This is a genomic window from Pseudomonas sp. 50_B, from assembly GCF_017491625.1.
GTDB lineage: Bacteria > Pseudomonadota > Gammaproteobacteria > Pseudomonadales > Pseudomonadaceae > Aquipseudomonas > Aquipseudomonas danubii.
On sequence record NZ_JAFGYX010000001.1, the window covers coordinates 551,725 to 578,337 of the forward strand.

Genomic DNA, 26,613 nt, shown 5'->3' on the forward strand with positions numbered 1-26,613 from the left:
AAGGACGCCTTCGCCAGCCAGCTGACTCCTACAAGGCTTTGATGAAACTGACCGGCACCTGGTCGGTCAGCCACACCCCATTCTCTGCCTGATAGAAGGTGAAACCCTGGGCCTGCATGGCCTGGGCGTCGATCTGCAGGATCACCACCTTGCCGTAACGCTGGCCCACGGCCCGGGCGGTGTCGATTTCCTGGGACAGGTGCACGTGATGGCGTGAGCCCGGGATCAGCCCCTTCTCATTGATCGAATCCATGAAGCGCGTGGCGGTGCCGTGGTAGAGCACGGCGGGCGGTTGCTTTGCCTCAAGCTGCAATTGCACGGCCTTGTTGGAGTGTCCCTGAACGGCGCGGATTTGCTGGCCGTCAGCGGAGAGGGCGAAGCGCTTCTTGTCGTTGCCTTCGACCACCCGCTCGATCAGTTCCCGGCTCAGTTGCCGGCCGTTCTTGGCCGCGCCGCTGATCAGCGCGTCGAGATCGCCCCAGCCTTGGCTGTCCAGCTCAAGACCGATGGCCTGGGGCTCGTGGCGCAGCACGTAGCTGAGGAACTTGCTGGTGTCTTCGATGACTTTCTTGCTCATGTTCTTCCTTGATAGCGGGCTGCAGGTCAGCGGCGGTCGGCGACCACGCCAATCAGCACCAGCACCACCAGCAGCACTGGCGCCAGGCTGTAGTTGTTGAACTGGCTCAGGCCGCGGACGATCCACGGCGTGGCGTAGATCAGCGCCAGGCCGCTGCCGACCATGCACAGCAGGGCCATCAGCGGCACGCGCAGGGCGCCGGCGATGCCGCCCAGGCGCTGCTCGACCCAGCCCTTGATGTCCGCGCCGAACAGCACCAGCAGGCAGCCCACCAATGCCAGGGCGATTTCCGAGAGGTTGCTGCGACTCCAGCGGGACACGGTGGCAAGCAGGTCGAGTACCAGATCCATGTGATTTCCTTAGATCAGAAAGTATTGCAGCAGGTCATTGAGGAAGAGTTGCCCGCGGGCCGTGGCCGCCAGGCGTGACGGTTCGACCTGCAACAAGCCACTTTGTTCGGCCTGACGCCGACCTTCGGCAAGGCTGGCCAGATCCAGGCCGGTGCGCTGGGCGAACAGTGCGGCGTCGACGCCATCGGTGAGGCGCAGGGCGTTCATCAGGAACTCGAACGGCAGCTCGTCGTTGCCCAGGGTCTTCTCGCCAGCCTTGAACGGCTTGGCCGGGTTCAGGTAGTCCTTGGGCAGGCGGGTCTTCCAGGTGCGCAGAATGCGCCCGTCCGGGTGGCTGAGCTTGCCGTGGGCGCCGGCACCGATGCCGATGAAGTCGCCGAAGCTCCAGTAGTTCAGGTTGTGCCGCGCCGCGCGTCCGGGCTGGGCGTAGGCCGACACTTCATACTGGGCGTAGCCATGCTCGGCCAGCAGTGCCTGGCCGGCTTCCTGGATATCCCACAGGGTGTCGTCCTCCGGCAGCACCGGCGGCTGGTTCCAGAACACCGTGTTGGGTTCCAGGGTCAGCTGATACCAGGACAGGTGGGTCGGCTTCATGGCGATGGCCTGACGCAGATCGCCCAGGGCATCGTCCAGGGACTGATCCGGCAAGCCGTGCATCAGGTCCAGGTTGAAGTTGTCGAACCCGGCCTGGCGCGCCATACCGGCGGCGCGTACCGCTTCGTCACCGTTGTGGATGCGGCCCAGGGCCTTGAGCTTCTGTTCCTGGAAGCTCTGGATGCCGATGGACAGGCGGTTGATTCCCAGGGCGCGATAGGCGGTGAATTTCTCCTGCTCGAAGGTCCCGGGGTTGGCTTCCAGGGTGATTTCGATATCGCTGGCGAAGGCGATGCGTTGTTCCACGCCCTGGAGCAGCCGCCCCAGGGCCTGGGCACTGAACAGGCTCGGGGTGCCGCCGCCGAAGAAGATCGAACTCAGCTCGCGGCCATGCACCGCGTGCAGCTCCAGGTCGAGGTCGGCCAGCAGGGCGTCGACGTACTCTTCTTCCGGCAACGTCGGGCTGGCGGCGTGGGAGTTGAAATCGCAATAAGGGCATTTGCGTACACACCACGGGATGTGGATGTACAGCGCCAGGGGCGGCAACTGGGGCAGCGCCGCCCGAGGCGTTGGCGCGCCGCCGAGAATCAGCGGCGACGCGGATCGGTCCTGGCTCATTTCAGGCCCAGGCGTTGCCGCAGAATGGCCATGGCGCGGGCGCGGTGGCTGAGCTGGTTTTTCTCCACGGGGCCCAGCTCGGCGCTGGAGCAGTCACGTTCCGGCACCCAGAACAGCGGGTCGTAGCCGAAACCGTGTTCGCCACTGGCGGCGGTGAGGATGCGCCCGTGCCACAGGCCTTCGCAGAGGATCGGCAACGGATCGTCGGCGTGCCGCACCAGGGCCAGGACGCAGACGAACTGCGCGCCGCGCTGGGCTTCGGGGACGTCTTTCAGGGCTTCGAGCAGCTTGGCGTTGTTCGCCGCGTCGCCCTGGCCGTCGGCATAGCGCGCCGAGTAGATGCCCGGCGCGCCGCCGAGAAAGTCCACGGCCAGGCCGGAATCGTCCGCCAGTGCCGGCAGGCCGGAAATGCGTGCGGCATTGCGCGCCTTGAGGATGGCGTTTTCGACGAACGACAGACCGGTTTCTTCCGGCTCGACGCTGCTGAACTCGCCGATCGAGCGCAGTTGCACCGAGGCGCCGAGCATGGCCTGGAGTTCTTTGAGTTTGCCGGCATTGTGGCTGGCCAGTACGAGTTGCGTAAGGTTCATTATTCGCCCGGGAATAGCTCTTGGTTGAAGCTGAAGCTGTTGGTATCGCCACCCGTTTGCACGGTGATGGTGAAGGTACGGGTTTCCTGCTGTTCCACCGGGAACTGGGCGATGTAGTAGATCGCGCCCTGTTCGGTGATCTGGCGGAATTTCAGCGGGATGCTCTTGCTGGTCAGGTCCTTGACCGTACCGCTGACCTGGCCGACCAGCGGCTTGCCGTCCTTGATCAGCGAAACGTTGATCACGCCCTGGTTCTTGCTGCGAACCAGCTCCGCGGCCCTGGCGACGTCAGGTTGCAGGTAGGTGGAGTTGAAGGTGTTGTAGTGCACGGTGATGTCACCGAACACCTCCTTGCGCTCGCTCTTGATCGGGTCTGCCGCCAGGGCACTGAAGCTCAGGCAGGCAGCCAATAGAAATGTCACCAGACGTCCCATGATGGTTCTCCTCGATGCAACGTGGTTTATACCGCGACCTTGTGATCTTGCAGGCCGGGACTGCTGACGCGGTAGATGCCGATCTCTCCCAACAGATTAGGCCATAGCTTACTGGCCCACCCGTGACGGTGTTGTTGATCGACGGCAAGGCGGTTGATCACCCGGGCTTGGCGCTCGCGGCACAGCTCTTCGAAGTCCTCGAAGGTGCAGAAGTGGATGTTCGGCGTGTTGTACCAGGTGTACGGGAGGAACTCCGAGACCGGCATCCGCCCCTTGCTGGCCAGGTACCAGCGGCAGCGCCAGTGGCCGAAGTTGGGGAAAGTGATGATGCACTGGCGGCCGACCCGGAGCATTTCGTCGAGGATCTTGTCCGGGTAGTGCACGGCCTGCAGGGCCTGGGTCATGACCACGATATCGAAGCTGTTGCTGGCGAAGTTGCCCAGACCCTTGTCCAGGTCCTGCTCGATCACGTTGATGCCCTTGGCCACGCACTCGGCAATGTTGTCCGGGTCGTTTTCCAGGCCGTAGCCGGTGACTTGCTTGTGTTCCTGCAGCCAGCTCAGCAGCTCGCCGTTACCGCAGCCCAGGTCGAGGACGCGGCTGCCGGCGGGGATCCATTCCTGGATGATTTCCAGATCGGCTCTCATCGTGTCCTCACAAGGTAATGCGGTTCATGTAGTGACTAAAGGCCTGCAAGTAGCGCGGGATCGGGATCAGGAAGGCGTCGTGCCCCTGGGGTGCGTCGATCTCCAGGTAGCAGACGTCCTTGCGCGCCGCCATCAGCGCGTCCACCAGCTCCCGGGAACGGGCCGGGGAGAAGCGCCAGTCGGTGGTGAAGGACATCACGCAGAACTTGGCGCTGGCGTTGGCGAAGGTCTTGGCCAGATCGTCGTCGAAGTTCGCCGCCGGGTCGAAATAGTCCAGGGCCTTGGTCATCAGCAGGTAGGTGTTGGCGTCGAAACGCCCGGAAAACTCTTCGCCCTGGTAGCGCAGGTAGCTTTCCACCTGGAATTCGACGCTGTGGAAGTCGTAGTTGAGCTTTTCGCTCTTGAGGCCGCGGCCGAATTTCTCGCCCATGGAGTCATCGGACAGGTAGGTGATGTGCCCGACCATGCGCGCCAGCATCAGCCCGCGTTTAGGGATCACGCCTTGTTCCTGGAAAGAACCGCCGTGGAACTCCGGGTCGGTGAGAATCGCCTGGCGTGCCACTTCGTTGAAGGCAATGTTCTGCGCCGAGAGCTTGGGCGCCGAGGCGATGGCCAGGCAGTGCCGTACCCGGTCCGGGTAGGTGATGGTCCATTGCAGGGCCTGCATGCCGCCCAGGCTGCCGCCGATCACCGCTGCCCACTGGGCAATGCCCAGGCGGTCCGCCAGGCGCGCCTGGCTGTGCACCCAGTCTTCCACGGTGAGCACCGGGAAATCGGCGCCGAACGGCTTGCCGGTTTCCGGATTGAGGCTGCTGGGGCCGGTGGAGCCGTTGCAACCGCCGAGGTTGTTGAGGCTGACCACGAAGAACTTGTTGGTATCGATGGGCTTGCCGGGACCGATGCAGCTGTCCCACCAACCGGGCTTGCGGTCATCGACGCTGTGGTAGCCGGCGGCGTGATGATGGCCGGACAGGGCGTGGCAGATCAGCACCGCGTTGCTGGCGCTGGCGTTGAGCTGACCATAGGTTTCGTAGATCAGGTCGTAGGCCGGTAGCGCGCGTCCGCAGGCCAGAGCCAGAGGATCGCTGAAGTGCGCTATTTCTGGCGTGACCAGACCAACAGAATCGGGGGGAAAGGCAGTTGGCATCGACCCTGCTCTCATTTAAATGAGGCGTAAGTCTAAAGACCGCTGCCCCCAGCGGCAAGCAAAGCCCGGGGCTGTATTTGGTTGGAGAAATGGCGGGGTGAGATTCGCTGGCAAGCCAGCGCCTACAGCGGACCTGGGGCGTAGGAGCCGGCTTGCCGAAGAATCAGGCAGGGCGCGCCAGCCCCGGCAGATCCGGCAGCTTCTTCGGCGCTTGCAGGCGCACGCGCTTCTGCCGGTTCAACTCGCCACTGACCAGGCTGACGTGGCTCTTGGGAATGCCGAAAGCCTTGGCCAGGAACCCCATCAAGTGAGCATTGGCCTTGCCCTCCACAGGCGGGGCGGTGAGGCGGATCTTCAGCCGCTCCCCATGCAGGCCAGCGAACTCGTCGCTGCTGGCCTTGGGTTGCAGGTGACAATCGAGAATCAGATCGTCACCGTCCCAGCGGAAGTAGCTCATCAGATCAGCCCGAACAACTCAGGGGGCATGAAGGTGTAGAGCGCCAGGCGCGGAATCAGCCACTGTTGCACCAGCTGGATCACGATGAAGGCCAGGATCGGCGAGATGTCCAGACCGCCCAGGTTGGGCACGATGCGCCGGAATGGGGCCAGCAGCGGCTCGCTGATCTGGTAGGCCAGTTCCGCGCCCGGGCTCTGGCTGCCAGGAGCGACCCAGGACAGGATCACGCTGATGATCATGGCGAAGAACCAGATCTTCAGGAACAGCGCGAAGATCCCGATCGGCGCCCACAGCAGCAGTCCCAGGGCATTGAAGGAGATTTGGCTGAGGGTCAGGACGATGGCGAACAGCGCCATTTGGACGATCAGGGCCAGGACCAGCGAGGACATGTCGAGCCCGAACATGCTGGGGATCACCCGGCGCAGGGGTTTGAGCAATGGCTGGGTGGCGCGCACGATGAACTGGCAGATAGGGTTGTAGAAGTTCGCCCGCACCACTTGCAGCATGAAGCGCAGCAGGACCACCAGCAGGTACAGGCTGCCCAGGGTCTGAATCACAAAAATGGCAGCGTCGTTGAGTCCGAACATTATCGATTCCTTTGTAGGGGCGAGTTAACGACCGAGTTGTTCGGCCATTTCGGCCGAGCGGTGCGCGGCGGCACCCAATGCTTTTTCCACCAGGGCTTCAAAGCCGTTGGCCTGGAACGATTTGATCGCGGCTTCTGTGGTGCCGGCTGGCGACGTTACGCGGCGGCGCAGCTCGGCGGCGTCGACGTCACTGGACACTGCCATGTGAGCCGCCCCCAGGGCGGTCTGCAGGGTCAGTTGGGCGGCGGTTTCCCGAGGCAGGCCGAGCTTTTCGCCAGCGGCGGTCATGGCTTCGATCAGCAGGAAGAAATACGCCGGGCCGCTGCCGGACACCGCGGTCACAGCGTCCAGTTGTTGCTCTTGATCCAGCCACAGGGCGATGCCCACGGCGGACAGCAGTTCTTCGGCCTGATGGCGCTGTTCAGGGCTGACCTGGGCGGTGGCATACAGGCCGCTGACGCCCTGGCGCAGCAGCGCCGGGGTGTTGGGCATGCAGCGCACGATCGGTTGCTCGCCGAGCCAGTGGTTCATGCTGGCGCAGGTGATGCCGGCGGCAATGGACACCACCAGCTGCTGCGGCTGCAGGCTCGGGCGCAGGGCTTCGCACACGGCTTTCATGGCCTGGGGTTTGACCGCCAGGACGATCACATCGACGCCGGCGATGGCTTCGGCGTTGTCGGCGAACACCTGGATGCCGTGTTCGGCAGCCACCTTGGCCCGGGTTTCGGCGCCGGGGTCACTGGCACGGATCTGTGCCGCCTCAAGGCCTTTGGCCCGCAGGCCACCGATGAGGCTGGCCGCCATGTTGCCGGCGCCGATAAAAGCGATACGAGTCGTGTTCATGACAGGTCCTTATGAGAGGTCAGGGTCAGTCGCATCAGGACTGACTGTAGTCGCGGGCACCAAACAGTGCGGTACCGATCCGCACCCAGGTGGCGCCCTGGGCGATGGCCGCTTCGAGGTCGTGGCTCATGCCCATGGAAAGGGTGTCCAGGGGCAGCTTGAGGTTGTCGCGCAGTTGGTTGTTCAGGGCCTGCACCGCCGCGAAGGCGGCTTCCTGGGCGGCGCGGTCCTCGGTGGGCTCGGGAATCGCCATCAGCCCGCGCAGTTGCAGGCGTGGCAAGGCGCTGATGGCCCTGGCCAGGTCTGGCAGGTCGGCCGGGGTACAGCCGGACTTGCTGGCTTCGCCACTGACATTCACCTGGATGCAGATGTTCAGCGGCGGCAGCTCGGCGGGGCGTTGCTCGGACAGGCGTTGTGCGATTTTCAAGCGATCCACGGAATGCACCCAGGCAAAGTGCTCGGCAATGGCGCGAGTCTTGTTCGACTGAATGGGGCCGATGAAGTGCCAACTCAAGGGCAGGTCCGCCAGTTCCTGTTGTTTGCCCAGGGCTTCTTGCAGGTAGTTCTCGCCGAAGTCCCGCAGGCCGGCGGCATAGGCTTCGCGCAGGGCGGCGGCGGGTTTGGTCTTGCTCACGGCCAGCAGCATGACGCTGTCCGGGGCACGCTGTACGGCCTGGCAGGCGCTGCGGATGCGCTCGGCTAGCTGGGCAATGTTGTCTGCTATCGTGGACATTCGATTTCTTCTCAAAAGTACCGGCGACCGGGAGCCTGTGACCTTGGCCGCCAACCGCCGCATGAATCCACCAGACCCTGATTGTCGACCGGCCCGAGCATCGCTCAAGGGCCGCGCCGGTCATTGCCTGGCATGGCGGCTGGGTCTGAAGCTCGCGGCATTCTACTGGAATTGGGGGGCACTATGGACATCACCGAACTCCTGACTTTGAGCATCTCCCGGGGTGCTTCCGACTTGCATCTGTCTGCCGGACTGGCGCCGATGTTGCGCATTGATGGCGATATTCGTCCGCTGGACAGCCCGGCCCTGGATGCACAGCAGGTGCTGTCCTTGATGCATGGCCTGATGAGCGAGCCACAGCGGCAGGTATTCGCCAGCCAGCAGGATCTGGACTTTGCCTACGAACTGCCGGGCGTGGCGCGGTTCCGGGTCAATGCCTTCCAGCACGTCCGGGGAGCGGCTGCAGTGCTGCGCCTGATCCCGTCACGGGTACAGAGCCTGGAGGCGTTGGGACTGGGGCAAGTGTTTCAGCAGATTGTCGAAGCGCCTCGGGGGCTGGTGCTGGTCACCGGGCCCACCGGTAGCGGCAAGTCCACCACCCTGGCGGCGATGATCGATCACCTGAACCAGCATCGGCAGCAGCACATCCTCACCCTCGAAGACCCCATCGAGTTCATTCATCCGCAGAAAAGTTGCCTGATCCACCAGCGCGAGGTGCCGCGTGATACCCGCAGTTTCGCCACCGCCTTGCGTGCGGCGCTGCGGGAGGACCCGGACGTGATCCTGCTGGGAGAGTTGCGCGATCTGGAAAGCATTCGCCTGGCCCTGACCGCCGCCGAAACCGGGCACCTGGTGTTCGCCACCCTGCACACTGCATCCGCGGCCAAGAGCATCGACCGGCTGGTGGACGTGTTCCCGGGGGAGGAAAAGGCCCTGGTGCGCTCGATGCTGGCCGAGTCGCTGCAGGCGGTCATTGCCCAGGTGTTGCTGAAGAAAGTGGGCGGTGGGCGGGTGGCGGCTCACGAAATCATGCTGGGCAATGCGGCGATCCGTAACCTGATTCGCGAGGACAAGGTGGCGCAGATGTATTCGGCGATCCAGACCGGCGGGGCCCAGGGCATGCGCACCCTGGACATGAGCCTCAAGGAATTGCTGGGGCAAGGGCTGATCAGCCGTGAACAGGCGCGGGAGCAGGCCCGGATGCCGGAGAGCTTTTGACAGGGCTGGAAATGCATTCGCCGGCAAGCCGGCTCCTACAGGTGGGTGTAGGAGCCGGCTTGCCGGCGAATGGGCGAATCAGCAGATCAGCGCTGCACGACCCGCAGAGGTGCCTGTTCCTTGGGCAGTACCCGCTTGGCAACCACGTAGTGGCTCTGCCAGTAGGGTTTCTTCAGGGTGTCGATGGTCACTGCCTTACCGCGCCGTGGGGCGTGGATAAAGCGGTCTTCGCCCAGGTAGATGGCGACGTGGTTGACCTTGCGGCTCTTGATGTTGAAGAACAGCAGATCGCCCGGCTTCAGGTCCTTGCGCTCGACCTTCTGCCCGTGGCCGCTGGCCATGGCGTTGGAGGTGCGTGGCAGGTCCACGGCGGCGACGTCATTGAAGGCGTAGCGCACCAGGCCGCTGCAATCGAAGCCTTTACTTGGGCTGCTGCCGCCCCAACGATAGGGGGTGCCCAGCACATTGACCGCACGGCTGAGGACAGTGGTGCTTGGCCGGCCGGCGTTGTTGGCCACCAGCTTGCTGTCGGCCTTGCTCAGGCGGGTGGGGTGCTTGATGGTGGTCTTGTTCTTGGCGGTGACCGTCGAAACATGGGGTTTCGGGGTGTAGCCATTAACGTTGGGAAGTCGTTGCTCACGGTTGGTGGCGTGGGCGGCCAGTGGCATTAATAGGCAAATGGTTAGCCATGTCTTGAAAAATGGTCGCATTAGGCAAGGCTCTTATTTGGTTAGCGCGCAACTTTATAACAGCTTTCAGGTCACTTCCGTGGCCGTTTGTCGATTCAACCTTGGGGTCAACTTCGGCAAAGAGGTGGCAACTTGACGCAGAAAACCGTCAGAAGTCAGGCAGTACAAGGCTTTGGCGGAACAGAAGGTAACATTGTCCACACGTCGAAAGCCTGTAAAAAAGTCACAAAGATTTTAAGAATATTTATCTATCACCTAGCAAGAGGCTCTTAATGAACACCTATCGTCAGGATGCATCCGCCCATGACACCCACAGCAAGGTGATCGGTTACCTGTTGTGGATTCTCGGTTTTACCGGCGCTCACCGCTTCTATTACGGCAAGCCGGTGACCGGGACCATTTGGTTCTTCACCCTTGGTCTATTGGGCATTGGCTGGCTGATCGACTTGTTCCTGATCCCGTCCATGGACCGGGAAGCGGACTTGCGCTTTACCTCTGGTCCCGTGGAATACAGCGTGGCTTGGATTCTGCTGACCTTCCTCGGGGTATTTGGCGTACATCGCATGTACCAGGGCAAATGGCTGAGCGGTGTGCTCTACCTGTTCACCGGTGGTTTGTTCTTCCTGGGGGTGCTGTACGACTTCTGGACCCTGAACGACCAGGTCTCCCTGGAAAACGCCAAACGCCGCTGATCCAGTCAGCGGCGCAGGCGGTGATGGCGTTGCATGGGGCTGTTGCCGCAGGCCGCCATCAGGAGCGGCGGCTCCTTCGGAGCCGTTCGCAGCCTGCGGCAGCGGCTACAGGGCGCCAGCCAGGCAATCAGCCTTGATAGCTGATATGCCCATCCACCAGGGTGTAGCGCACGGCGCCCGGCAGGCTATGGCCGAGGAACGGGCAGTTCTCGCCCTTGGACAGCCAGCGCTCGCCGGCCACGGTGGAACTGGCCGGGTCGAACAGCACCAGGTCCGCTGCACCCCCTTCCACCAGCTTGCCCGCCGGCAGGCGCAAGGCCTCGGCAGGACCCGCGCTGAGGCGCGCCAGCAGGGTCGGCAGGTCCAGTAAACCGTCCTGAACCAGGGTCAGGGCCAGTGGCAGCAGCAACTCGACGCTGCTGATGCCGGGCTCGGTGGCGCCGAACGGCGCCAGCTTGGCATCGCGCTCGTGGGGCTGGTGATGGCTGGAGATGGCTTGCACCACCCCGGACTTCACCGCTGCACGCAGGGCATCACGGTCGGCCCGCGAGCGCAGTGGCGGCTGCACGTGATACAGGCTGGAGAAGTCGATCAGCGCCTCATCGGTGAGGATCAGCTGATACAGCGCCACATCGGCGGTCACTGGCAGGCCGCGGGCCTGGGCCTGGGCGATCAGCTCAACGCCCCGGGCGCTGGTCAGCTGGCTGAAGTGAGCGCGCACGCCGCTTTGTTCCACCAGCAGCAGGTCCCGGGCCAGGGCCACGGTTTCCGCGCTTTCGGGAATCCCCGGCAAACCGAGGAAGCTGGCGGTAGCACCTTCATGGGCCAGGCCGCCTTCGGCCAGGTCGCGGTCCTGGGAGTGGAAGATCACCGTCAGGTCGAAGGTGGCGGCGTATTCCAGGGCGCGGCACAGGGTGCGGGTGCTGCGGAAACCGTCCAGGCCATTGCCGAAGGCCACGCAGCCGGCGTCACGCAACGCGATCAGCTCGGCTAATTGCTCGCCTTCCAGGCCCTTGCTCAGAGCCCCGATCGGGAAGACTTTGCTGTTGCCGGCTTCCCGGGCGCGGTCGAGGATCAGTTCGGCCACGGCCGAGGTATCCAGTACCGGTTTGGTATGCGGCGGGCAGCACAGGCTGGTGACGCCACCGGCCGCGGCGGCGCGGGTTTCGCTGGCGATGCTGCCCTTGCGGCTGTAGCCCGGCTCGCGCAGGGCCACGCTCAGGTCCACCAGGCCAGGCGCGGCCACCAGGCCCTTGGCGTCGATGATAGTGACGGCATTGAAACCATTGGGGGCGGCGCCGATGGCGACGATCTTGCCGGCTTCCAGGTGCAGATCAGTGGTTTGATCCAGGCCGCTGCTTGGATCGATGACGCGGGCGCCGAGAATGCTGAGCTTCACTGGGCGTTCTCCTGCTCGAATTGTCGCTGGGCGGTCTGCCCGCTCATGGCCATGGACAGCACGGCCATGCGCACTGCAATGCCGTAGGTCACCTGATTGAGGATCACCGAGTGCGGACCGTCGGCCACCGCCGATTCGATCTCCACGCCGCGGTTAATCGGGCCCGGGTGCATGACGATGGCGTCGGGCTTGGCCCCGGCCAGGCGTGCGGTGGTCAGGCCGAACAGGCGGTAGAACTCGCCTTCGCTGGGCAGCAGGCCGCCCTGCATGCGTTCACGCTGCAGGCGCAGCATGATCACCACGTCCACGTCTTTCAGGCCTTCGGTCATGTCGGTGTAGACCTTGACCCCGTACTGCTCGATGCCGATGGGCAGCAGGGTTTTCGGTGCGATCACGCGGATGTCCGGGCAGCCGAGGGTTTTCAGCGCCAGCATGTTGGAGCGCGCCACCCGCGAGTGCAGGATGTCGCCGACGATGGCCACCGAGAGGTTCTCGAAGCCGCCCTTGTGCCGGCGGATGGTCAGCATGTCGAGCATGCCCTGGGTCGGGTGGGCGTGACGGCCGTCGCCGCCGTTGATGATCGCTACCTGAGGGCACACGTGTTCGGCGATGAAGTGCGCGGCGCCGGAGTCGCCGTGGCGTACCACGAACATGTCGGCGGCCATGGCTTCCAGGTTGCGCAGGGTGTCCAGCAGGGTTTCACCCTTGCTCGCCGAGGAGGTCGAGACATTCAGGGTGATCACGTCCGCCGACAGCCGCTGGGCCGCCAGTTCGAAGGTGGTGCGGGTCCGGGTGGAGTTCTCGAAGAACACGTTGCACACGGTCTTGCCGCGCAGCAGCGGGACTTTCTTGACCGCCCGGGCGCCGACTTCGAGGAAGGAGTCGGCGGTGTCGAGGATTTCTGTCAGCAGCTCGCGGTTCAGGCCGTCGAGGGACAGGAAATGGCGCAGCTGGCCCTGATCGTTGAGCTGCAGCGGGCGCTTGGCGTCTAGAGGCGTCATCGCAATGGACTCTTAAAAGGGCGAGTTAGAGGGCGAGGTCTTGGAGCTCGAGTTGAAGCGGCGCAGGACCGGACAATTTTACCCGCTCGTGGGCGGCCAGCGACAGGGTCGCGCCCACCACATTCGGACGAATCGGCAGCTCGGCGGCGTTCAGGTCCAGCAGGCAGACCAGGGTCACGCTGGCTGGACGGCCATAGTCGAACAGCTCGTTGAGGGCGGCGCGGATGGTCCGGCCGCTCATCAGCACGTCATCGATCAGCACCAGATGCTGGCCTTCGATCTCGAACGGCAGTTCCGAAGGGCGAACTTGCGGGTGCAGGCCGTTCTGGCTGAAGTCGTCGCGGTAGAAGGACACATCCAGGGTGCCCAGGGGGGCGTCGCTGCCCAGGGCTTCCAACAGGGCCTGGGCCACCCACACGCCACCGGTACGGATACCGATGAAGCGCGGCTCGCTGATGGCGCGCTGGGCCAGGTGGGCGTTGAGATCAGTGGCCATCTGGCTGATCAGGGCGGCGGGATTGGGCAGGCTCATGGTGGCTCCTTCGTGGGCTCGCGCCTGCTGCCGGGCAGCAGGGCACGGGAACTTACGGCTGGTGTTGGGCCAGGAGGCGCGCAGCCTTGGGCCGCGCATCTTCAGGATTCGGGATCTCAGGTATTCAACAGCGTGGCGTTTTCGTCGAGCCAGCCCTGCAGCAGCAGGGCTGCGGCGATGGCGTCTACCGGGTTGTCGCGGTAACTGCCTTTCTGCCCGCCCCGGGCCAGGCGTTCGCCCTTGGCCTCGAAGGTGGTCAGGCGTTCATCGTGGGTATAGAAGGGCACATTGAAGCGGCCGTTCAGGCGCCGGGCGAACTTCTCGGCGCGCACGCACATGTCGCTGGGGCTGCCGTCCATGTTCAGGGGCAGGCCCACCACCACGGCGTCGGGTTTCCATTCCGTCATCAGCGCTTGCACCTGATTCCAGTCCGGCACGCCGTTCTGCGCCTTCAAGGTGCACAGCTCCCGGGCCTGGCCGGTGATGGCCTGGCCGACGGCAACGCCGATCTGCTTGGTGCCGTAGTCGAAGCCCAGGATCAGTCGCAAGGCCATCAGGCGTGCCCCGCCTGGCTGGTGAGCAGGCTGAGGTTGACCCCCAGGTGCCGGGCGGCGGCTTCCAGGCGCAATTCGCTGCTGGTGTTGAACAGGATGTCGGCGTCGAAGGGGCAGGTCAGCCAGGCGTTGTCCGCCAGTTCGGCTTCCAGCTGCCCGGCTTCCCAGCCGGCATAGCCCAGGGCGATCAGGCTCTTGGCCGGGCCCACGCCGTCGGCAATGGCGAACAGCACATCCTGGGAGGTGGACAGGGACAGTCCTTCGAATTCCACTGTGGCCTGATAGATCGGGCCGTTGGGGTGCAGGACAAAACCGCGATCAGTCTGCACCGGGCCGCCGCTGAAGATCGGCACATGCTGGCACAGCAGCGACGGTTCTTCGTCGGGGCGCAATTGTTCGAGGATATCGGCCAGGCTCAGGTCCAGGGGCCGATTGATCACCAGGCCCATGGCGCCGCTGGCATTGTGCTCGACGATATAGGTCAACGTCTGGGCAAAATTCGGGTCGGCCATATGGGGCATGGCGATCAGGAAGTGATGCTTGAGATAGCTGGGGCTGACATTTTTCATGAGCGCTAGTGTGGCGGTGGCGGGCCCGGCTGACAAGCGCGCCCTGTGCAGGAGCTGGCTTGCCAGCGAAGGCGTCATTGGGATTTGCGCCACTCTGTCGGGCCTCTTCGAGGCCGCAGGGGCGAACGATCAGTTGCTGGACAGTTTGTCGCCCCGGGCGAAGCGCCAGGTGCGGATGATTTCCAGGCGGTCGATGTCCGACAGGTCGCCGGTAAAGGGGGCGAACGGCGCCGCCAGGCGCACGATGCGTTGGGCGGCCTGGTCCAGCAGCGGCTGGCCGGAGGACTCCAGCACCAGCACTTCGTACAGGGAACCGTCGCGGTTGATCGAGACCATCAGCCGCAAGTTGCCGTAGATCTGCTTGCGCCGGGCTTCCTCGGGGTAGTTGAGGTTGCCGATGCGCTCGACCTTCTTGCGCCACTCGTCCTTATACCAGGCGCCCTTGTCGCGCATGGTGGAGGCGGCGCTCAGGCGGTGGATGCGTGGACGCTTGGCGTACAGCTGCTGTTCGTTGGCCAGTTCGGCTTCCAGGCTGGAAATCTCGCTGGACAGTTGGGCGCTGTCGAAACGCGGGGTATCGGCCTTGGGCGTCGGGTCTTTCTTGACCTCTTCACGCTGGGTCACGGTCTTTTTCGGCTTCGGCGCGGTGGTGGCCACGGCCGCTTTGGGCGCGACTTCCTTGACTTCAGGTTTGACTGACGGTGGCGGCACGACCTTTTTCACCGAGTTGTCCTGAAAGGGGGCGACTTCGGTGGTTTTCGGAATGGCTTTCTTGTCCAGGGTGCCGCTGCCTTCCTGATTTTCCTGGGCGAGGAAGTCGGCCTTCTTCGGCTTGGTCTCGCTCTTGAAGGTGGCCAGGGTGATTTCCAGGGTCTTGCTGATCGCCTTGGGTTCGGCAAAGGAAAAGCCCAGGCCGAGGATCAGTGCCAGGTGCAGGAGCGCCGCCAGGAACAGGGTAAATCCCAGGCGATCGGCCGCGCGCACGCCGCTATGGGCCAGCTCGGGGGGCAGATCGGACTGGAGGTTCATCGACGGTTCGACATCACAGGGGGCATCACACAACCAACATCACGGTTTCACAGGCGGCGCATGATAACGCAATGTTGGTTTCAAGCCTTGAGTGCCAAGCTTCAAGCGACAAGCTGCAGCTTGATGCAGATCAAGCTTGCGGCTTGTTGCTGGCGGCTTGCAGTTTGCGTTCGATGGTATCCATCAGCCGCGCGCCGATCTGGGTGCCGAAGGCATTGTCGATTTCACGGATGCAGGTGGGGCTGGTGACGTTGATTTCCGTCAGGTGCTCGCCGATCACGTCGAGGCCGACGAACAGCAGGCCCTTGGCCCGCAGGGTCGGGCCGACCTGGGCGGCAATCCAGCGATCCTTGTCGCTCAGTGGACGGGCCTCGCCACGACCGCCGGCGGCCAGGTTGCCACGGGTTTCACCGGCGGCGGGGATGCGCGCCAGGCAGTAATCCACCGGTTCGCCATCGATCATCAGGATGCGCTTGTCGCCGTCCTTGATGGCCGGCAGGTAGGCCTGGGCCATGATCTGCTGGCTGCCGAGCACGGTCAGGGTTTCCAGGATCACCGACAGGTTCGGGTCGCCGGCGCGGTGACGGAAGATCGAGGTGCCGCCCATGCCGTCCAGGGGCTTGAGAATCACATCGCCATGCTGGGCGGCGAACTCGCGCAACACATCGGCGCGACGGCTGACCACGGTGGGCGGGGTGCACTGGGGGAACAGGGTGGCAAACAGCTTTTCATTGCAGTCGCGCAGGCTCTGGGGCTTGTTGACCACCAGCACGCCGGCGCTTTCGGCCTGTTCCAGCAGGTAGGTGGAGTAGACGAACTCCATGTCGAAGGGCGGGTCCTTGCGCATCAGGATCACGTCCAGATCGCTCAGCGGGCAGTCGATCTCGGCGTCCAGCTCGAACCATTTCTCCGGGTTGGCGAACACCTGCAGCGGCCGCATGCGCGCCCGGGCCACGCCGGCGCCCTGGTACAGGTCGCGCTGCTCCATATAGAAGAGGGTCCAGCCGCGCTCCTGGGCGGCCAGCAGCATGGCCAGCGAGCTGTCCTTCTTGTAGGAAATGCTGGCGATAGGGTCCATGACAATCCCGACGCGAACGCTCATGGGTGGATTCCTTTAAGAAAATGAGTGGAAGCAAGGCAAAAAAAGTGGCGTCAGAGTGGCGCTGACAAGGGCCTGGGTCAAGGAAAAACCACTGCCTGGCGTGGTCCATAGATTGCAGGGGGGAGAGTGTGCTAAAAAGGCTCGCAGGCCGGGCCGAGGCCTTGAAGTTCAAGGGTTTGGGGCGTTGGCCAGCAGTACCGGATCAAATCATTCGCTGGGGCGATGGCAGAGCAGATATGGAACAGCATTCCAACGCCTTGAAGGTGATGGTGATCGACGATTCGAAGACGATTCGCCGCACGGCCGAAATGCTGCTGAAGAACGTCGGCTGTGAAGTCATTACCGCAGTGGACGGCTTCGAAGCGCTGTCGAAGATCGTCGACCACCACCCCGGAATCATTTTCGTCGACATCATGATGCCGCGGCTCGACGGTTATCAGACCTGTGCGCTGGTGAAGAACCACAGCGCGTTCAAGTCCATTCCCGTGATCATGCTGTCCTCCAAGGACGGCCTGTTCGACAAGGCCAAGGGGCGTATCGTCGGCTCCGACCAGTTTTTGACCAAACCCTTCAGCAAGGAAGAACTGCTGAGCGCAATCAAGGCCCACGTTCCGGACTTTGTCGCGCTTGCGCCACAGTAGACACGCACAATGGCGTCCGGCCCGCGGGCCGCGCGCCTATACCGTATGGGGAAGACCATGGCTCGTATTCTGATCGTCGATGACTCGCCGACTGAAATGTACAAACTCACCGGCATGCTGGAAAAGCACGGCCATGAAGTGCTCAAGGCCGAGAACGGTGCCGACGGCGTGGCCCTGGCCCGGGAAGAAAAACCCGATGCGGTGCTGATGGACATCGTCATGCCCGGCCTCAACGGCTTCCAGGCCACCCGGCAGTTGACCAAGGACGCCGAGACCAGCCACATCCCGGTGATCATCATCACCACCAAGGATCAGGAAACCGACAAGGTCTGGGGCACCCGCCAGGGCGCCAAGGACTACCTGACCAAGCCGGTGGACGAAGAGACCCTGATCAAGACCCTGAACAACGTCCTGGCCGGCTGATCGCCCGGCCATGAGCGAATCCCAGACCGCCTTCGAGCTGCTGCTGGAGATCGACCAGCGCTGCCGCCTGCTGGCTGCCGACCTGCCGTCCCAGGAAACCCGCCAGCACAGCTGGAGCGGTATCGGTTTCCGCCTGGGAGAGCACTGGTACGTCGCGGCCATGGGCGAGATCAGCGAAGTCCTGCACGAGCCGCGCTACACCCTGCTGCCCGGGGTCAAACCCTGGGTCAAGGGCGTGGCCAACCTGCGTGGGCGCCTGCTGCCGATCATGGACCTGTGCGGTTTTTTCGGTCATGAACTGTCGCCCCTGCGCAAGCAGCGGCGAGTGCTGGTGGTGGAGTACAAAGAGCTGTTCGCCGGCCTGCTGGTGGATGAGGTGGCCGGCCTGCAGCACTTTGCCCAGGACAGCCTGGAGCCCGGCCTTGGCGGATTCTCCGACGCCGCGATCAATCCCTACCTGCAAGGGCAGTTCCGTCGTGATCAGGTCTGGCAGGTGTTCAGCCCCTTCGCCCTGGCCCGTTCTCCCGGGTTCCTGGAGGTGGCGGCATGAATGACTCCCCGACGGCTGTGCAGCCCGTTTGCAGTGCCATGGCAGGCCCGTGCCTTCCTGGATCAATCCATGCTGCCCTGGCGATGCGTGCGTCCCGGGGACCCGAACGCGGGACCGCCCGCTCGCCAAAGGCCTGATCGATGACCAACGCCAAAACCGGCAAGCCCCTGGAGGGCTCCCGCAGTCGCTCGCAGATCATCGTGCTGTTCATCGCACTGATCGTGTTCATCATGCTGCTGTTCGCCAACTTCGCTTACCTCAATACCCAGGCCACCTACGACAAGCAGTACATCGGCCATGCCGGCGAGCTGCGGGTGCTGTCCCAGCGCATCGCCAAGAACGCCACCGAAGCGGCGGCGGGCAAGGCCGCGGCGTTCAAGCTGCTGGGGGATGCACGCAACGACTTTGCCCAGCGCTGGGGCTATCTGAAGAAGGGCGACCCGGCCACCGGCCTGCCCGGGGCCCCGGTGGCCCTGCGCCAGGAAATGCGCGCCGTGCAGTTGGACTGGGAAAAACTGCTGAAGAACACCGACGCGATCCTGGCCAGCGAACAGACGGTGTTGTCCCTGCATCAGGTGGCTGCGACCCTGGCGGAAACCGTGCCGCAGTTGCAGGTGGAATACGAAAAGGTGGTGGAGATCCTGCTCCAGCGCGGCGCCCCGGCAGCCCAGGTGGCAATGGCCCAGCGCCAGTCGCTGTTGGCCGAACGGATTCTCGGTGCGGTGAATACGGTGCTGGCCGGCGACGAAAACGCCGTGCAGGCCGCCGATGCATTCGGCCGCGATGCCGCGCGTTTCGGCCAGGTGCTCAACGGCATGCTGCAAGGCAACCCGGGGCTGAAGATCAGCCAGGTCGAAGACCTCGACGCCCGGTCCCGCCTGACGGAGATTTCCGAACTGTTCGAGTTCGTTTCCGGTTCCGTAGACGAGATCCTCGAAACCTCGCCCGAGCTGTTCCAGGTCCGCGAATCGGCGAGCAACATCTTCAGCCTGTCCCAGACCCTGCTGGACGAAGCCTCGCTGCTGGCCACCGGCTTCGAGAACCTGGCCGGCAGCCGCAAGCTGGACACCATCGGCGGTTATGTCCTGGGCCTGCTGGCACTGGCGTCGATCATCCTCATCGGCCTGGTGATGGTCCGCGAAACCAACCGCCAGTTGCGGGAAACCGCCGAGAAGAACGAGCGCAACCAGAACGCGATCATGCGTCTGCTGGATGAGATCGAGGACCTGGCGGACGGCGACCTGACAGTGACCGCTTCGGTGACCGAGGACTTCACCGGCACCATTGCCGATTCCATCAACTATTCCGTCGACCAACTGCGCGACCTGGTGGCCACCATCAACCTCACGGCGGGTCAGGTGGCCGGCGCGGTGCAGGAAACCCAGGCCACCGCCATGCAACTGGCGGAAGCCTCGGAGCATCAGGCGCAGCAGATTTGCGAAGCCTCCACGGCGATCAACGACATTGCCCAGTCCATCGATCAGGTCTCGGCCACCGCGGCGGAGTCCTCGGCGGTGGCCGAGCGCTCGGTGGAGATCGCCAACAAGGGCAACGAAGTGGTGCACAACACCATCCACGGCATGGACAACATTCGTGAACAGATCCAGGACACCGCCAAGCGCATCAAGCGCCTGGGTGAGTCTTCCCAGGAAATCGGCGATATCGTCAGCCTGATCGACGACATTGCCGACCAGACCAACATCCTGGCCCTCAACGCGGCGATCCAGGCCTCCATGGCCGGGGATGCCGGGCGCGGTTTTGCCGTGGTGGCCGATGAAGTGCAACGGTTGGCGGAGCGCTCCTCGGCGGCTACGCGACAGATCGAGACCCTGGTGCGGGCGATCCAGACCGATACCAACGAAGCGGTGATCTCCATGGAGCAGACCACCACCGAAGTGGTGCGCGGTGCGCGCCTGGCCCAGGACGCTGGGGTGGCCCTGGAAGAAATCGAAGGCGTATCCAGGACCCTGGCGGCGCTGATCCAGAGCATCTCCAATGCGGCCCAGCAACAGACCTCCTCGGCCGGTCAGATTTCCCTGACCATGAACGTGATCCAGCAGATCACCTCGCAAACCTCGTCCGGCTCCACTGCGACCGCCGAGAGCATCGGCAACCTGGCGAAGATGGCCAGCCAACTGCGCCGCTCTGTATCCGGCTTTACCCTGCCGGCGACCCGGGGACCGGCCCCGAATGACAACCGCTGACGCTGGGAACCCGTTTGCGATCTGGCGAGCACAGAAGGTTTTGACTGGAGTGGTTATGGTTGACCGGCATGACTATGTGGCCCTGGAATGGGTCAAGGGCGAAATTGCCGAGACCTTGAAGCAGGCCTATCAGGCACTGGAGCACCTGGCGGACGATCCCCAGGCCTTGGACGCCCTCGACCAGTGCCTGGAGGGGATTCATCAGGTCCATGGCAGCCTGCAGATGGTGGAGTTCTACGGCGCCGCGCTGTTGGCCGAGGAGATGGAGAAACTCGCCCTGGCCCTGCAGCAACAGCGGGTGGCCCAGCGTGACGAAGCCCTGCGCCTGCTGCGCCAGGCCATCAGCCAGTTGCCCCAGTACCTGGACCGGGTGCAGAGCGCCCGGCGCGACCTGCCGTTGGTGGTGTTGCCACTGCTCAACGACCTGCGCAGCGCCCGGGGTGAAAGCCTGCTTTCGGAAACCAGCCTGTTCAGCCCGCAATTGCCCAGCCTGCCGCCTCTTTCCGACAAGGCCCTGGCAGCCCTGGAACCCCTGGAATTCCCGACCCAGTTGCGCAAGCTGCGACACATGCTGCAGACCGCGCTGGTGGACCTGCTGCGTGAGCAGGACGCCGACATTTGCCTGGGCCACATGGCCAAGGTCTTCGAGCGCCTGGAGGCCCTGTGCCAGGATGCGCCGCTGGCGCCCTTGTGGCATATCGCCTCGGCCCTGGTGGAAGGCATGCGCCAGAACGAAATCGCCAACAGCCCGGCGGTGCGCAGCCTGCTCAAGGACGCCGACAAGGAACTCAAGCGGCTCCTGGAGCAGGGCATGCCCGGCATCAACCAGGCGGCGCCCGCCGAGTTGCTCAAGAGCCTGTTGTTCTACATCGCCAAGGCGCGCCATCCCACTCCATTGATGCTGACCATGAAAGAACGTTACGGACTGGACGATGCCTTGCCCGACAGCGCGGTGGTCGATGAGGAGCGGGCCCGCATGGCCGGCCCCGATCGCGATGCCATGCGTTCGGTGCTGGCGGCCGTGTGCGACGGCCTGGTGCGGGTCAAGGAGCGCCTCGACCTGTTCGTGCGCAGCGATCGCCAGCATGCCGGCGACCTGGACAGCCTGCTGTCGCCGCTGCGGCAGATCGCCGACACCCTGGCGGTGCTGGGGTTCGGCCAGCCGCGCAAGGTGATCATCGACCAGTTGGCGGTGGTGCAGAGTCTGGCTCAGGGCCAGCGGGCGCCGGACGACGCGGTGTTGATGGATGTGGCCGGTGCCCTGTTGTATGTCGAGGCGACCCTGGCCGGCATGGTCGGCACTGTGGAGCCGGAGAGTCGCGAAGAAAGCCGCCTGCCCACCACCGACCTGACCCAGATCCACCAACTGGTGATCAGGGAGGCACGGCTCTGCCTGCAGCAGGCCAAGGACCTGATCATCGAGTGCATCGAAGGTGACTGGGAGCGCGAGCTACTGGTTTCGCTGCCAGAGCTGCTGACCCAGGTGCGCGGTGCCCTGGCGATGATTCCGCTGCCCCGTGCCGCCAGCCTGATGGAGGCCTGCAACCAGTTCATCGTCGAGCATCTGCTGCTGGCGCAACCCAGGCCGGCCTGGCAGCAACTGGACCATCTGGCTGACGTGATCACCAGCCTGGAGTACTACCTGGAGCGCTTGAGCGAGGACCATGAAGCCCCGGGCGAAAAGATCCTCGACGTTGCCGAGCAAGGCCTGGCCGCCCTCGGCTATGTACCGGTGGAACAGGTGCCGTTGCTGGATCAGCCCCTGAGTCCCAACCAGGCCCAAGTGGCGCAGGACCTGCAGGCTCAGGATGATCCCCAGGTGGCGCAGTCCCTGGCGGATGCGCTGGCGCTGCCGGTATCGGCCCTCAACCCGCCGGCCCTGATCACCCCGGGCAGCCTGCTGCCGCCCCCTCGGGACGAGGAGCCCGTGGACGACGAACTGCGGGAAGTGTTCCTCGAAGAAACCGAGGAAGTGCTGGAAATGCTTCGCGAGTACCTGCCGCGCTGGGCGGCCGACCCCCAGGGCACGTCCGCCCTGAGTGAGCTGCGGCGGGCCTTTCATACCCTCAAGGGCAGCGGCCGCATGGTGCGCGCGCTGGTGCTGGGGGAGTTGGCCTGGGCGGTGGAGAACCTCCTCAATCGGGTGCTGGAACACAGCGTGGCCCCCGGCCCCGAGGTCCTGCAGCTGGTGGCGGACACGCTGGAGCTGTTGCCTGAGCTGATTGCCGAATTCGCCGTCCAGGGTCAGCGTCAGCGCGATGATGTCGATCGCCTGGCGGCGCGTGCCCATGCCCTGGCCAAGGGCGCCGAGGAGCCTGCCAGCGTGGCGCCGGACGACCACGCCCTCGACCCGCAGTTGCTGGAAATCTTCCGTGCCGAAGCCCAGACCCACCTGGACAGCATCCAGCGTTTTCTCGATCAGGCCGCCGAGCACGTGCCGTTGCAGGCCAGCGACGCACTGCAACGTGCCCTGCACACCCTCAAGGGCAGCGCCTCCATGGCCGGAGTGCTGCCCATCGCCGAGCTGGCCGGGCCCTTCGACCAATTGGCCCGGGAGTACCGGGCGCACCTGATTCCCCTGGACCTGGACGAAGTGGAACTGCTGCTGGAGGCCGAAGGCCTGCTGCGCCGTGGCTTGCGGCAGCTGGACAGTGATCCGCTGGCGCCCATCGATGGTGCCCGCTCATTGGTCGGCCGCGTCCTGGTGCTGCTGGGGGAGCGGCTGGAAGCCTTGCTCAACGCCCCGGACAGTGCCCCTCGGGCCAAGCGCGATCCGCAACTGATCAACAACTTCCTGGCCCAGGGCATGGACATCCTGCTGGATGCCGAAAGCCTGTTGCGGCGTTGGCAGCAGCATCCCGGCGAGCGCCAGGAGCTCAGCGCCTTGCTGGACGAGTTGACCACCCTTGGCGAAGGCGCTCACCTGGCCGACCTGCATCCGGTGGATGAGCTGTGCGAGGCCCTGCTCGATCTCTATGGCGCCGTGGAGGAAAGCAGCCTGGCGGTCAGCGAGGGCTTCTTCAATGAAGCCGAAAGCGCCCATGAAGCCCTGATCAACATGCTCGACGAGCTGGCGGCGGGCCAGGAAGTCAGCCCGCGGCCGGAGCGGGTCGAGGCCCTGCGCGAACTGTTGCACCAGGGCCTCGACCCGTCCGCCACCGGCTTGATCAGAAGCGACGGCAGCCGTGTCCTGAGTATCAGTGAACTGGGGACGGCCACCGCTGGTCTGGAGCAGGTTGCAGATCCTCTGCAAGCCGATGACGAGATCGTCGAGATCTTCCTCGAAGAAGCGGTGGATATCCTCGAAAGCGCCGACCAGGCCTTGCAGCGCTGGCTGGCCGATCCTGAAAATGCTGCACCGCTGTCGTCCCTGCAGCGGGACATGCATACCCTCAAGGGCGGTGCGCGCATGGCCGAAGTGGCCCCGGTGGCGGAACTGGCCCATGAGCTGGAGTCGCTGTACGAGGGGCTGGTGGACCGGCGCTACAGCCACAGTCAGCACCTGGGCCTGCTATTGCGCAGCAGCCATGAGCAGTTGGCGCTGCTGCTGGAACAATTGCAGGGGCAACGGCCGCTGGACGAGTCCCGGGCCCAGGTCGATGCCGTGCGGGCCTACCGGCAGCAGGCCGCAAGCCCTGCGGAGCCGGTGCCGAGCGCGGCGCAGGAAGACAGTGCCGCCCAGGACCCGGAGCTGCTGGAGATCTTCCTCGAAGAGGGCTTCGACATCATCGACAGCTCCGCCGCGGCCCTGGGGCGCTGGCAGGCCGACCCCCAGGCCCGCCAGGAGGTGGAAACCCTGCTGCGGGACCTGCACACCCTCAAGGGCGGTGCGCGGATGGTGGAGATTGCTCCCATCGGCGATCTGGCCCACGAGCTGGAGTTTCTCTTCGAAGGCCTTTCCGCCGGCCTGCTGCAACCCAGCCCGGCGCTGTTCACCCTGTTGCAGAAAAGTCACGACCGTCTGGCGCAGATGCTCGACGCAGCTCGGGCTGGCCAGCCCATCGAGGCGGCGCAGAAACTCATCGACGCCATCCACGACCTGAGCCATCCCCGTGTGCCGTCCACGTCTGGGGTGCCAACCCCGCTACCGGCGAGCAAGCCCGAGCCTGTTGCACCCGCTCCAGAAGCGGCGGCAGCCGGGGACATGGTCAAGGTATCGGCGGAGTTGCTGGACGACCTGGTGAACCTGGCCGGGGAGACGTCGATCTTTCGTGGCCGCATCGAACAACAGGTCAACGATGCCCGGGTGGCCCTCGGCGAGATGGAAACCACCATCGAGCGGATGCGTGACCAGCTGCGCCGCCTGGACACCGAAACCCAGGGACGGATTCTCAGCCGCCAGCAGGTGGAGGCCGAGCGCCTGGGCTACGAAGAGTTCGATCCCCTGGAAATGGATCGACACTCGCAGTTGCAGCAGCTGTCCCGGGCCCTGTTCGAATCGGCCTCGGACCTGCTGGACCTCAAGGAAACCCTCGACCGGCGCAACCATGACGCCGAGAACCTGTTGCAGCAGCAGGGGCGCATCAACACCGAGTTGCAAGAAGGCCTGATGCGCACCCGCATGGTGCCTTTCGAACGCATGGTGCCAAGGCTCAAGCGCATCGTGCGCCAAGTGGCCGAAGAGCTGGGCAAGGACGTGGAATTCGTGGTGGGCAATGCCGAGGGGGAAATGGACCGCAACGTGCTCGAACGCATGGTCGCGCCCCTGGAGCACATGCTGCGCAACGCCGTGGACCACGGCCTGGAATCCGTCGAGGCGCGGCTGGCCGCCGGCAAGCCGCGACAGGGGCGGATCACCCTCGACCTGTCCCGCGAGGGCGGCGACATCATCTTCGACATGCGCGACGACGGTGCCGGAGTGCCCCTGGAGGCGGTGCGCAACAAGGCCATCAAGCGCGGCCTGCTGGACCCGCAAGCCCCCATCAGCGACCGCGAGGTGCTGCAGTTCATCATGCAGCCGGGCTTTTCCACCGCCGAGAAGATCACCCAGATCTCCGGGCGCGGCGTCGGCATGGACGTGGTCCATGAAGAAGTACGCCAACTGGGCGGCAGCATGAGCATTGATTCGGTGGCCGGGCAGGGGGTGCATTTTCGTATCCGTTTGCCATTCACCGTCTCGGTCAACCGGGCATTGATGGTGCAGTGCGCCGACGAGCAGTACGCCATCCCGCTGAACACCGTGGAAGGCATCGTCCGGGTGCTGCCGGGTGAGCTGGACGCCTATTACCAACTCGACCCGCCGCGCTATGAATACGCCGGCCAGCGCTATGACCTGTGCTACCTGGGGGAGCTGCTGCACACCGTGCCGCGGCCCAAGCTCCTGGGCCAGGTGCTGCCGTTGCCGGTGCTGCTGGTGCACTGCAACGAGCAGCGTATCGCGGTGCAGGTGGACACCACGGCCGGCACCCGGGAGATCGTGGTCAAGAGCCTGGGCCCGCAGTTCGCGGCGGTGCAGGGCCTGTCCGGTGCGACCATTCTCGGCGATGGCCGGGTGGTGCTGATTCTCGACCTGCTGGCGCATATCCGCGCACAGCAGTTGCAAGCGCCCGTGCCGCGTCCGGCCGGGGAAGAAGCGCTCAGCGAGGTGGAGCCGCCACGGCCGATGCTGGTGCTGGTGGTGGATGACTCGGTCACCGTGCGCAAGGTCACCAGCCGCTTGCTGGAGCGCCACGGCATGAACGTGCTCACTGCCAAGGACGGAGTCGATGCCATGGCCGTGCTGGCCGAGCACACCCCGGACCTGATGCTGCTGGATATCGAGATGCCGCGCATGGACGGCTTCGAAGTGGCGATCCAGGTGCGTAACGATCCCCGTCTGCAGCACTTGCCGATCATCATGATCACCTCCCGTACCGGCCAGAAACACCGCGATCGGGCCATGGCCATTGGGGTCAACGACTACCTCGGCAAGCCTTATCAAGAGTCGGTGTTGCTGGAAAGCATCGCCCTGTGGAGCAAGAACCATGCTTGATCACCGCTCCAGCACTCTCACCGGGCTGTTGTTGCCCCTGGCCGACCGCACCCTGATCTTGCCGAACGTGGCGGTGGCCGAGTTGATCGACTACCAGCAGGGCGCCTTCGACCTGGACTCGCCACCCTGGTACCTGGGCCAGGTGCTCTGGCGCGAGCGGCGGATTCCGTTGATCAGTTTCGAATCGGCCTGTGGCAACAAGACGGTGATCGGCGAGCGGGCTCGCATCGTGGTGCTCAATGCCCTGGGCGGGCGCCCGGAACTGAAGTTCATCGCCTTGCTGGTGCAGGGCATTCCCCGCTCTTGCAAGCTCGACAGCCAACTGAGCTATGTCGACGTGCCCCTGGCCCCCCTGGAAAAAGCCGCGGTGCAGGTGGCCGAGCTGGTGGCCAAGGTGCCGGATCTGCTGGCGCTGGAAGAGTTGCTGGTGGGGGGGCTTTAGGGCCGCTTCGCCGGCAAGCC

At 64.4% G+C, this 26,613-nt stretch carries 27 protein-coding genes; 8 read left to right on the forward strand and 19 right to left on the reverse strand.

Translation table 11 applies throughout. The annotated features are described in order from the left end of the window. Positions 1 to 28 precede the first annotated feature (28 nt). The 11 genes from J5M73_RS02635 to J5M73_RS02685 all read right to left on the reverse strand — a co-directional run bounded on the left by J5M73_RS02635 (position 29) and on the right by J5M73_RS02685 (position 7,577). Positions 29 to 577 (reverse strand): RNA 2'-phosphotransferase, encoded by a 549-nt coding sequence (locus tag J5M73_RS02635; RefSeq protein ID WP_207814987.1) that lies wholly within the window; start codon positions 575 to 577, stop codon positions 29 to 31. Between the two features lie 26 nt (positions 578 to 603). Next, positions 604 to 927 carry a DUF3392 domain-containing protein gene (locus J5M73_RS02640; protein ID WP_011064021.1) on the reverse strand — a complete coding sequence of 108 codons (324 nt, stop codon included), beginning with the start codon at positions 925 to 927 and terminating at the stop codon, positions 604 to 606. A gap of 9 nt (positions 928 to 936) precedes the next feature. After that, positions 937 to 2,139, reverse strand: a complete 1,203-nt coding sequence (gene hemW / locus J5M73_RS02645) for a radical SAM family heme chaperone HemW (protein WP_115581142.1) — start codon at positions 2,137 to 2,139, stop codon at positions 937 to 939. Continuing rightward, entirely contained in the window at positions 2,136 to 2,732 is a 597-nt protein-coding gene (gene rdgB, locus J5M73_RS02650; RefSeq protein ID WP_025131031.1) for an RdgB/HAM1 family non-canonical purine NTP pyrophosphatase, read from the reverse strand. Before rdgB ends, hemW begins: the two co-directional genes overlap by 4 nt. Next, the gene (locus J5M73_RS02655) at positions 2,729 to 3,163 is read right to left on the reverse strand and encodes a DUF4426 domain-containing protein (RefSeq protein WP_060841544.1); all 435 of its coding nucleotides are present in this window, start codon (positions 3,161 to 3,163) and stop codon (positions 2,729 to 2,731) included. Before J5M73_RS02655 ends, rdgB begins: the two co-directional genes overlap by 4 nt. A 26-nt stretch (positions 3,164 to 3,189) precedes the next feature. Further along, positions 3,190 to 3,810, reverse strand: a complete 621-nt coding sequence (metW, locus tag J5M73_RS02660) for a methionine biosynthesis protein MetW (protein WP_011064017.1) — start codon at positions 3,808 to 3,810, stop codon at positions 3,190 to 3,192. Between the two features lie 7 nt (positions 3,811 to 3,817). Further along, a complete protein-coding gene (locus J5M73_RS02665; protein ID WP_102862082.1) occupies positions 3,818 to 4,957 on the reverse strand; it encodes a homoserine O-acetyltransferase in 1,140 nt (379 codons plus the stop codon). Positions 4,958 to 5,120: 163 nt separating this feature from the next. After that, positions 5,121 to 5,414 (reverse strand): DUF167 domain-containing protein, encoded by a 294-nt coding sequence (locus J5M73_RS02670; protein ID WP_102862081.1) that lies wholly within the window; start codon positions 5,412 to 5,414, stop codon positions 5,121 to 5,123. Then, a complete protein-coding gene (locus tag J5M73_RS02675) occupies positions 5,414 to 6,001 on the reverse strand; it encodes a YggT family protein (protein ID WP_102862080.1) in 588 nt (195 codons plus the stop codon). The genes J5M73_RS02670 and J5M73_RS02675 overlap by 1 nt, the downstream gene beginning before the upstream one ends. Before the next feature lie 24 nt (positions 6,002 to 6,025). Beyond that, positions 6,026 to 6,844 carry a pyrroline-5-carboxylate reductase gene (proC, locus tag J5M73_RS02680; protein ID WP_102862079.1) on the reverse strand — a complete coding sequence of 273 codons (819 nt, stop codon included), beginning with the start codon at positions 6,842 to 6,844 and terminating at the stop codon, positions 6,026 to 6,028. Positions 6,845 to 6,878: 34 nt separating this feature from the next. Continuing rightward, positions 6,879 to 7,577 carry a YggS family pyridoxal phosphate-dependent enzyme gene (locus tag J5M73_RS02685; RefSeq protein WP_102862078.1) on the reverse strand — a complete coding sequence of 233 codons (699 nt, stop codon included), beginning with the start codon at positions 7,575 to 7,577 and terminating at the stop codon, positions 6,879 to 6,881. 183 nt (positions 7,578 to 7,760) lie between these two features. On the opposite strand from J5M73_RS02685, the gene J5M73_RS02690 reads away from it, so the two are divergent. After that, positions 7,761 to 8,795: a type IV pilus twitching motility protein PilT gene (locus J5M73_RS02690; RefSeq protein WP_207814989.1), complete on the forward strand. Its 1,035-nt coding sequence runs from the start codon at positions 7,761 to 7,763 to the stop codon at positions 8,793 to 8,795. Between the two features lie 86 nt (positions 8,796 to 8,881). On the opposite strand, the gene J5M73_RS02695 is transcribed toward J5M73_RS02690, so the two are convergent. After that, on the reverse strand, positions 8,882 to 9,505 hold the full coding sequence (locus J5M73_RS02695) for a C40 family peptidase (RefSeq protein ID WP_102862076.1): 624 nt from the start codon (positions 9,503 to 9,505) through the stop codon (positions 8,882 to 8,884). A 251-nt stretch (positions 9,506 to 9,756) separates the two neighbouring features. On the opposite strand from J5M73_RS02695, the gene J5M73_RS02700 reads away from it, so the two are divergent. Next, a complete protein-coding gene (locus J5M73_RS02700) occupies positions 9,757 to 10,176 on the forward strand; it encodes a TM2 domain-containing protein (RefSeq protein WP_102862075.1) in 420 nt (139 codons plus the stop codon). Positions 10,177 to 10,303: 127 nt separating this feature from the next. Here J5M73_RS02700 and J5M73_RS02705 read toward each other — a convergent pair whose 3' ends face one another. The 7 genes from J5M73_RS02705 to gshB form a co-directional block, all read right to left on the reverse strand. Further along, positions 10,304 to 11,575, reverse strand: coding sequence for a dihydroorotase (locus J5M73_RS02705; RefSeq protein ID WP_102862074.1), 1,272 nt, complete (start codon positions 11,573 to 11,575; stop codon positions 10,304 to 10,306). Further along, complete coding sequence (locus J5M73_RS02710) at positions 11,572 to 12,576, reverse strand: aspartate carbamoyltransferase catalytic subunit (protein WP_011064007.1); 1,005 nt, start codon at positions 12,574 to 12,576, stop codon at positions 11,572 to 11,574. Before J5M73_RS02710 ends, J5M73_RS02705 begins: the two co-directional genes overlap by 4 nt. A 25-nt stretch (positions 12,577 to 12,601) precedes the next feature. Beyond that, positions 12,602 to 13,108 (reverse strand): bifunctional pyr operon transcriptional regulator/uracil phosphoribosyltransferase PyrR, encoded by a 507-nt coding sequence (gene pyrR, locus J5M73_RS02715; RefSeq protein WP_060841533.1) that lies wholly within the window; start codon positions 13,106 to 13,108, stop codon positions 12,602 to 12,604. Positions 13,109 to 13,224: 116 nt separating this feature from the next. Beyond that, positions 13,225 to 13,662, reverse strand: a complete 438-nt coding sequence (gene ruvX / locus J5M73_RS02720; protein WP_102862073.1) for a Holliday junction resolvase RuvX — start codon at positions 13,660 to 13,662, stop codon at positions 13,225 to 13,227. After that, complete coding sequence (locus tag J5M73_RS02725; protein ID WP_102862072.1) at positions 13,662 to 14,231, reverse strand: YqgE/AlgH family protein; 570 nt, start codon at positions 14,229 to 14,231, stop codon at positions 13,662 to 13,664. The genes ruvX and J5M73_RS02725 overlap by 1 nt, the downstream gene beginning before the upstream one ends. Before the next feature lie 129 nt (positions 14,232 to 14,360). After that, the gene (locus J5M73_RS02730; RefSeq protein WP_102862071.1) at positions 14,361 to 15,260 is read right to left on the reverse strand and encodes an energy transducer TonB; all 900 of its coding nucleotides are present in this window, start codon (positions 15,258 to 15,260) and stop codon (positions 14,361 to 14,363) included. Positions 15,261 to 15,390: 130 nt separating this feature from the next. Further along, positions 15,391 to 16,362 carry a glutathione synthase gene (gene gshB, locus J5M73_RS02735; RefSeq protein WP_102862070.1) on the reverse strand — a complete coding sequence of 324 codons (972 nt, stop codon included), beginning with the start codon at positions 16,360 to 16,362 and terminating at the stop codon, positions 15,391 to 15,393. 236 nt (positions 16,363 to 16,598) lie between these two features. Here gshB and pilG point away from each other — a divergent pair, with 236 nt between their 5' ends. The 6 genes from pilG to J5M73_RS02765 all read left to right on the forward strand — a co-directional run bounded on the left by pilG (position 16,599) and on the right by J5M73_RS02765 (position 26,593). After that, on the forward strand, positions 16,599 to 17,003 hold the full coding sequence (gene pilG, locus J5M73_RS02740; RefSeq protein ID WP_025131048.1) for a twitching motility response regulator PilG: 405 nt from the start codon (positions 16,599 to 16,601) through the stop codon (positions 17,001 to 17,003). A gap of 57 nt (positions 17,004 to 17,060) precedes the next feature. After that, positions 17,061 to 17,426, forward strand: a complete 366-nt coding sequence (pilH, locus tag J5M73_RS02745) for a twitching motility response regulator PilH (RefSeq protein ID WP_011064000.1) — start codon at positions 17,061 to 17,063, stop codon at positions 17,424 to 17,426. Positions 17,427 to 17,436: 10 nt separating this feature from the next. Next, positions 17,437 to 17,976 carry a chemotaxis protein CheW gene (locus J5M73_RS02750; protein WP_102862069.1) on the forward strand — a complete coding sequence of 180 codons (540 nt, stop codon included), beginning with the start codon at positions 17,437 to 17,439 and terminating at the stop codon, positions 17,974 to 17,976. A 140-nt stretch (positions 17,977 to 18,116) separates the two neighbouring features. Beyond that, positions 18,117 to 20,180, forward strand: a complete 2,064-nt coding sequence (locus tag J5M73_RS02755; RefSeq protein ID WP_102862068.1) for a methyl-accepting chemotaxis protein — start codon at positions 18,117 to 18,119, stop codon at positions 20,178 to 20,180. 55 nt (positions 20,181 to 20,235) lie between these two features. Further along, complete coding sequence (locus J5M73_RS02760; RefSeq protein WP_102862067.1) at positions 20,236 to 26,151, forward strand: Hpt domain-containing protein; 5,916 nt, start codon at positions 20,236 to 20,238, stop codon at positions 26,149 to 26,151. Beyond that, complete coding sequence (locus J5M73_RS02765; protein ID WP_102862066.1) at positions 26,144 to 26,593, forward strand: chemotaxis protein CheW; 450 nt, start codon at positions 26,144 to 26,146, stop codon at positions 26,591 to 26,593. Before J5M73_RS02760 ends, J5M73_RS02765 begins: the two co-directional genes overlap by 8 nt. Positions 26,594 to 26,613 lie beyond the last annotated feature (20 nt).

Excerpts from the sequence above, each read along its gene's own strand:
- ruvX (WP_102862073.1), bottom strand. The coding sequence starts at position 13,662 with ATGGCCTTGCGACTGATCCTGGGCTTCGACTACGGCACCAAGCAGATC.
- gshB (WP_102862070.1), bottom strand. The coding sequence starts at position 16,362 with ATGAGCGTTCGCGTCGGGATTGTCATGGACCCTATCGCCAGCATTTCC.
- J5M73_RS02700 (WP_102862075.1), top strand. The coding sequence starts at position 9,757 with ATGAACACCTATCGTCAGGATGCATCCGCCCATGACACCCACAGCAAG.
- J5M73_RS02730 (WP_102862071.1), bottom strand. The coding sequence starts at position 15,260 with ATGAACCTCCAGTCCGATCTGCCCCCCGAGCTGGCCCATAGCGGCGTG.
- J5M73_RS02670 (WP_102862081.1), bottom strand. The coding sequence starts at position 5,414 with ATGAGCTACTTCCGCTGGGACGGTGACGATCTGATTCTCGATTGTCAC.
- hemW (WP_115581142.1), bottom strand. The coding sequence starts at position 2,139 with ATGAGCCAGGACCGATCCGCGTCGCCGCTGATTCTCGGCGGCGCGCCA.
- J5M73_RS02710 (WP_011064007.1), bottom strand. The coding sequence starts at position 12,576 with ATGACGCCTCTAGACGCCAAGCGCCCGCTGCAGCTCAACGATCAGGGC.
- J5M73_RS02665 (WP_102862082.1), bottom strand. The coding sequence starts at position 4,957 with ATGCCAACTGCCTTTCCCCCCGATTCTGTTGGTCTGGTCACGCCAGAA.
- pilH (WP_011064000.1), top strand. The coding sequence starts at position 17,061 with ATGGCTCGTATTCTGATCGTCGATGACTCGCCGACTGAAATGTACAAA.
- pilG (WP_025131048.1), top strand. The coding sequence starts at position 16,599 with ATGGAACAGCATTCCAACGCCTTGAAGGTGATGGTGATCGACGATTCG.
- J5M73_RS02755 (WP_102862068.1), top strand. The coding sequence starts at position 18,117 with ATGACCAACGCCAAAACCGGCAAGCCCCTGGAGGGCTCCCGCAGTCGC.
- J5M73_RS02690 (WP_207814989.1), top strand. The coding sequence starts at position 7,761 with ATGGACATCACCGAACTCCTGACTTTGAGCATCTCCCGGGGTGCTTCC.
- J5M73_RS02655 (WP_060841544.1), bottom strand. The coding sequence starts at position 3,163 with ATGGGACGTCTGGTGACATTTCTATTGGCTGCCTGCCTGAGCTTCAGT.
- proC (WP_102862079.1), bottom strand. The coding sequence starts at position 6,844 with ATGAACACGACTCGTATCGCTTTTATCGGCGCCGGCAACATGGCGGCC.
- metW (WP_011064017.1), bottom strand. The coding sequence starts at position 3,810 with ATGAGAGCCGATCTGGAAATCATCCAGGAATGGATCCCCGCCGGCAGC.
- J5M73_RS02635 (WP_207814987.1), bottom strand. The coding sequence starts at position 577 with ATGAGCAAGAAAGTCATCGAAGACACCAGCAAGTTCCTCAGCTACGTG.
- J5M73_RS02725 (WP_102862072.1), bottom strand. The coding sequence starts at position 14,231 with ATGAAAAATGTCAGCCCCAGCTATCTCAAGCATCACTTCCTGATCGCC.
- J5M73_RS02765 (WP_102862066.1), top strand. The coding sequence starts at position 26,144 with ATGCTTGATCACCGCTCCAGCACTCTCACCGGGCTGTTGTTGCCCCTG.
- J5M73_RS02640 (WP_011064021.1), bottom strand. The coding sequence starts at position 927 with ATGGATCTGGTACTCGACCTGCTTGCCACCGTGTCCCGCTGGAGTCGC.
- J5M73_RS02695 (WP_102862076.1), bottom strand. The coding sequence starts at position 9,505 with ATGCGACCATTTTTCAAGACATGGCTAACCATTTGCCTATTAATGCCA.
- J5M73_RS02675 (WP_102862080.1), bottom strand. The coding sequence starts at position 6,001 with ATGTTCGGACTCAACGACGCTGCCATTTTTGTGATTCAGACCCTGGGC.
- J5M73_RS02750 (WP_102862069.1), top strand. The coding sequence starts at position 17,437 with ATGAGCGAATCCCAGACCGCCTTCGAGCTGCTGCTGGAGATCGACCAG.
- J5M73_RS02685 (WP_102862078.1), bottom strand. The coding sequence starts at position 7,577 with ATGTCCACGATAGCAGACAACATTGCCCAGCTAGCCGAGCGCATCCGC.
- pyrR (WP_060841533.1), bottom strand. The coding sequence starts at position 13,108 with ATGAGCCTGCCCAATCCCGCCGCCCTGATCAGCCAGATGGCCACTGAT.
- J5M73_RS02760 (WP_102862067.1), top strand. The coding sequence starts at position 20,236 with ATGGTTGACCGGCATGACTATGTGGCCCTGGAATGGGTCAAGGGCGAA.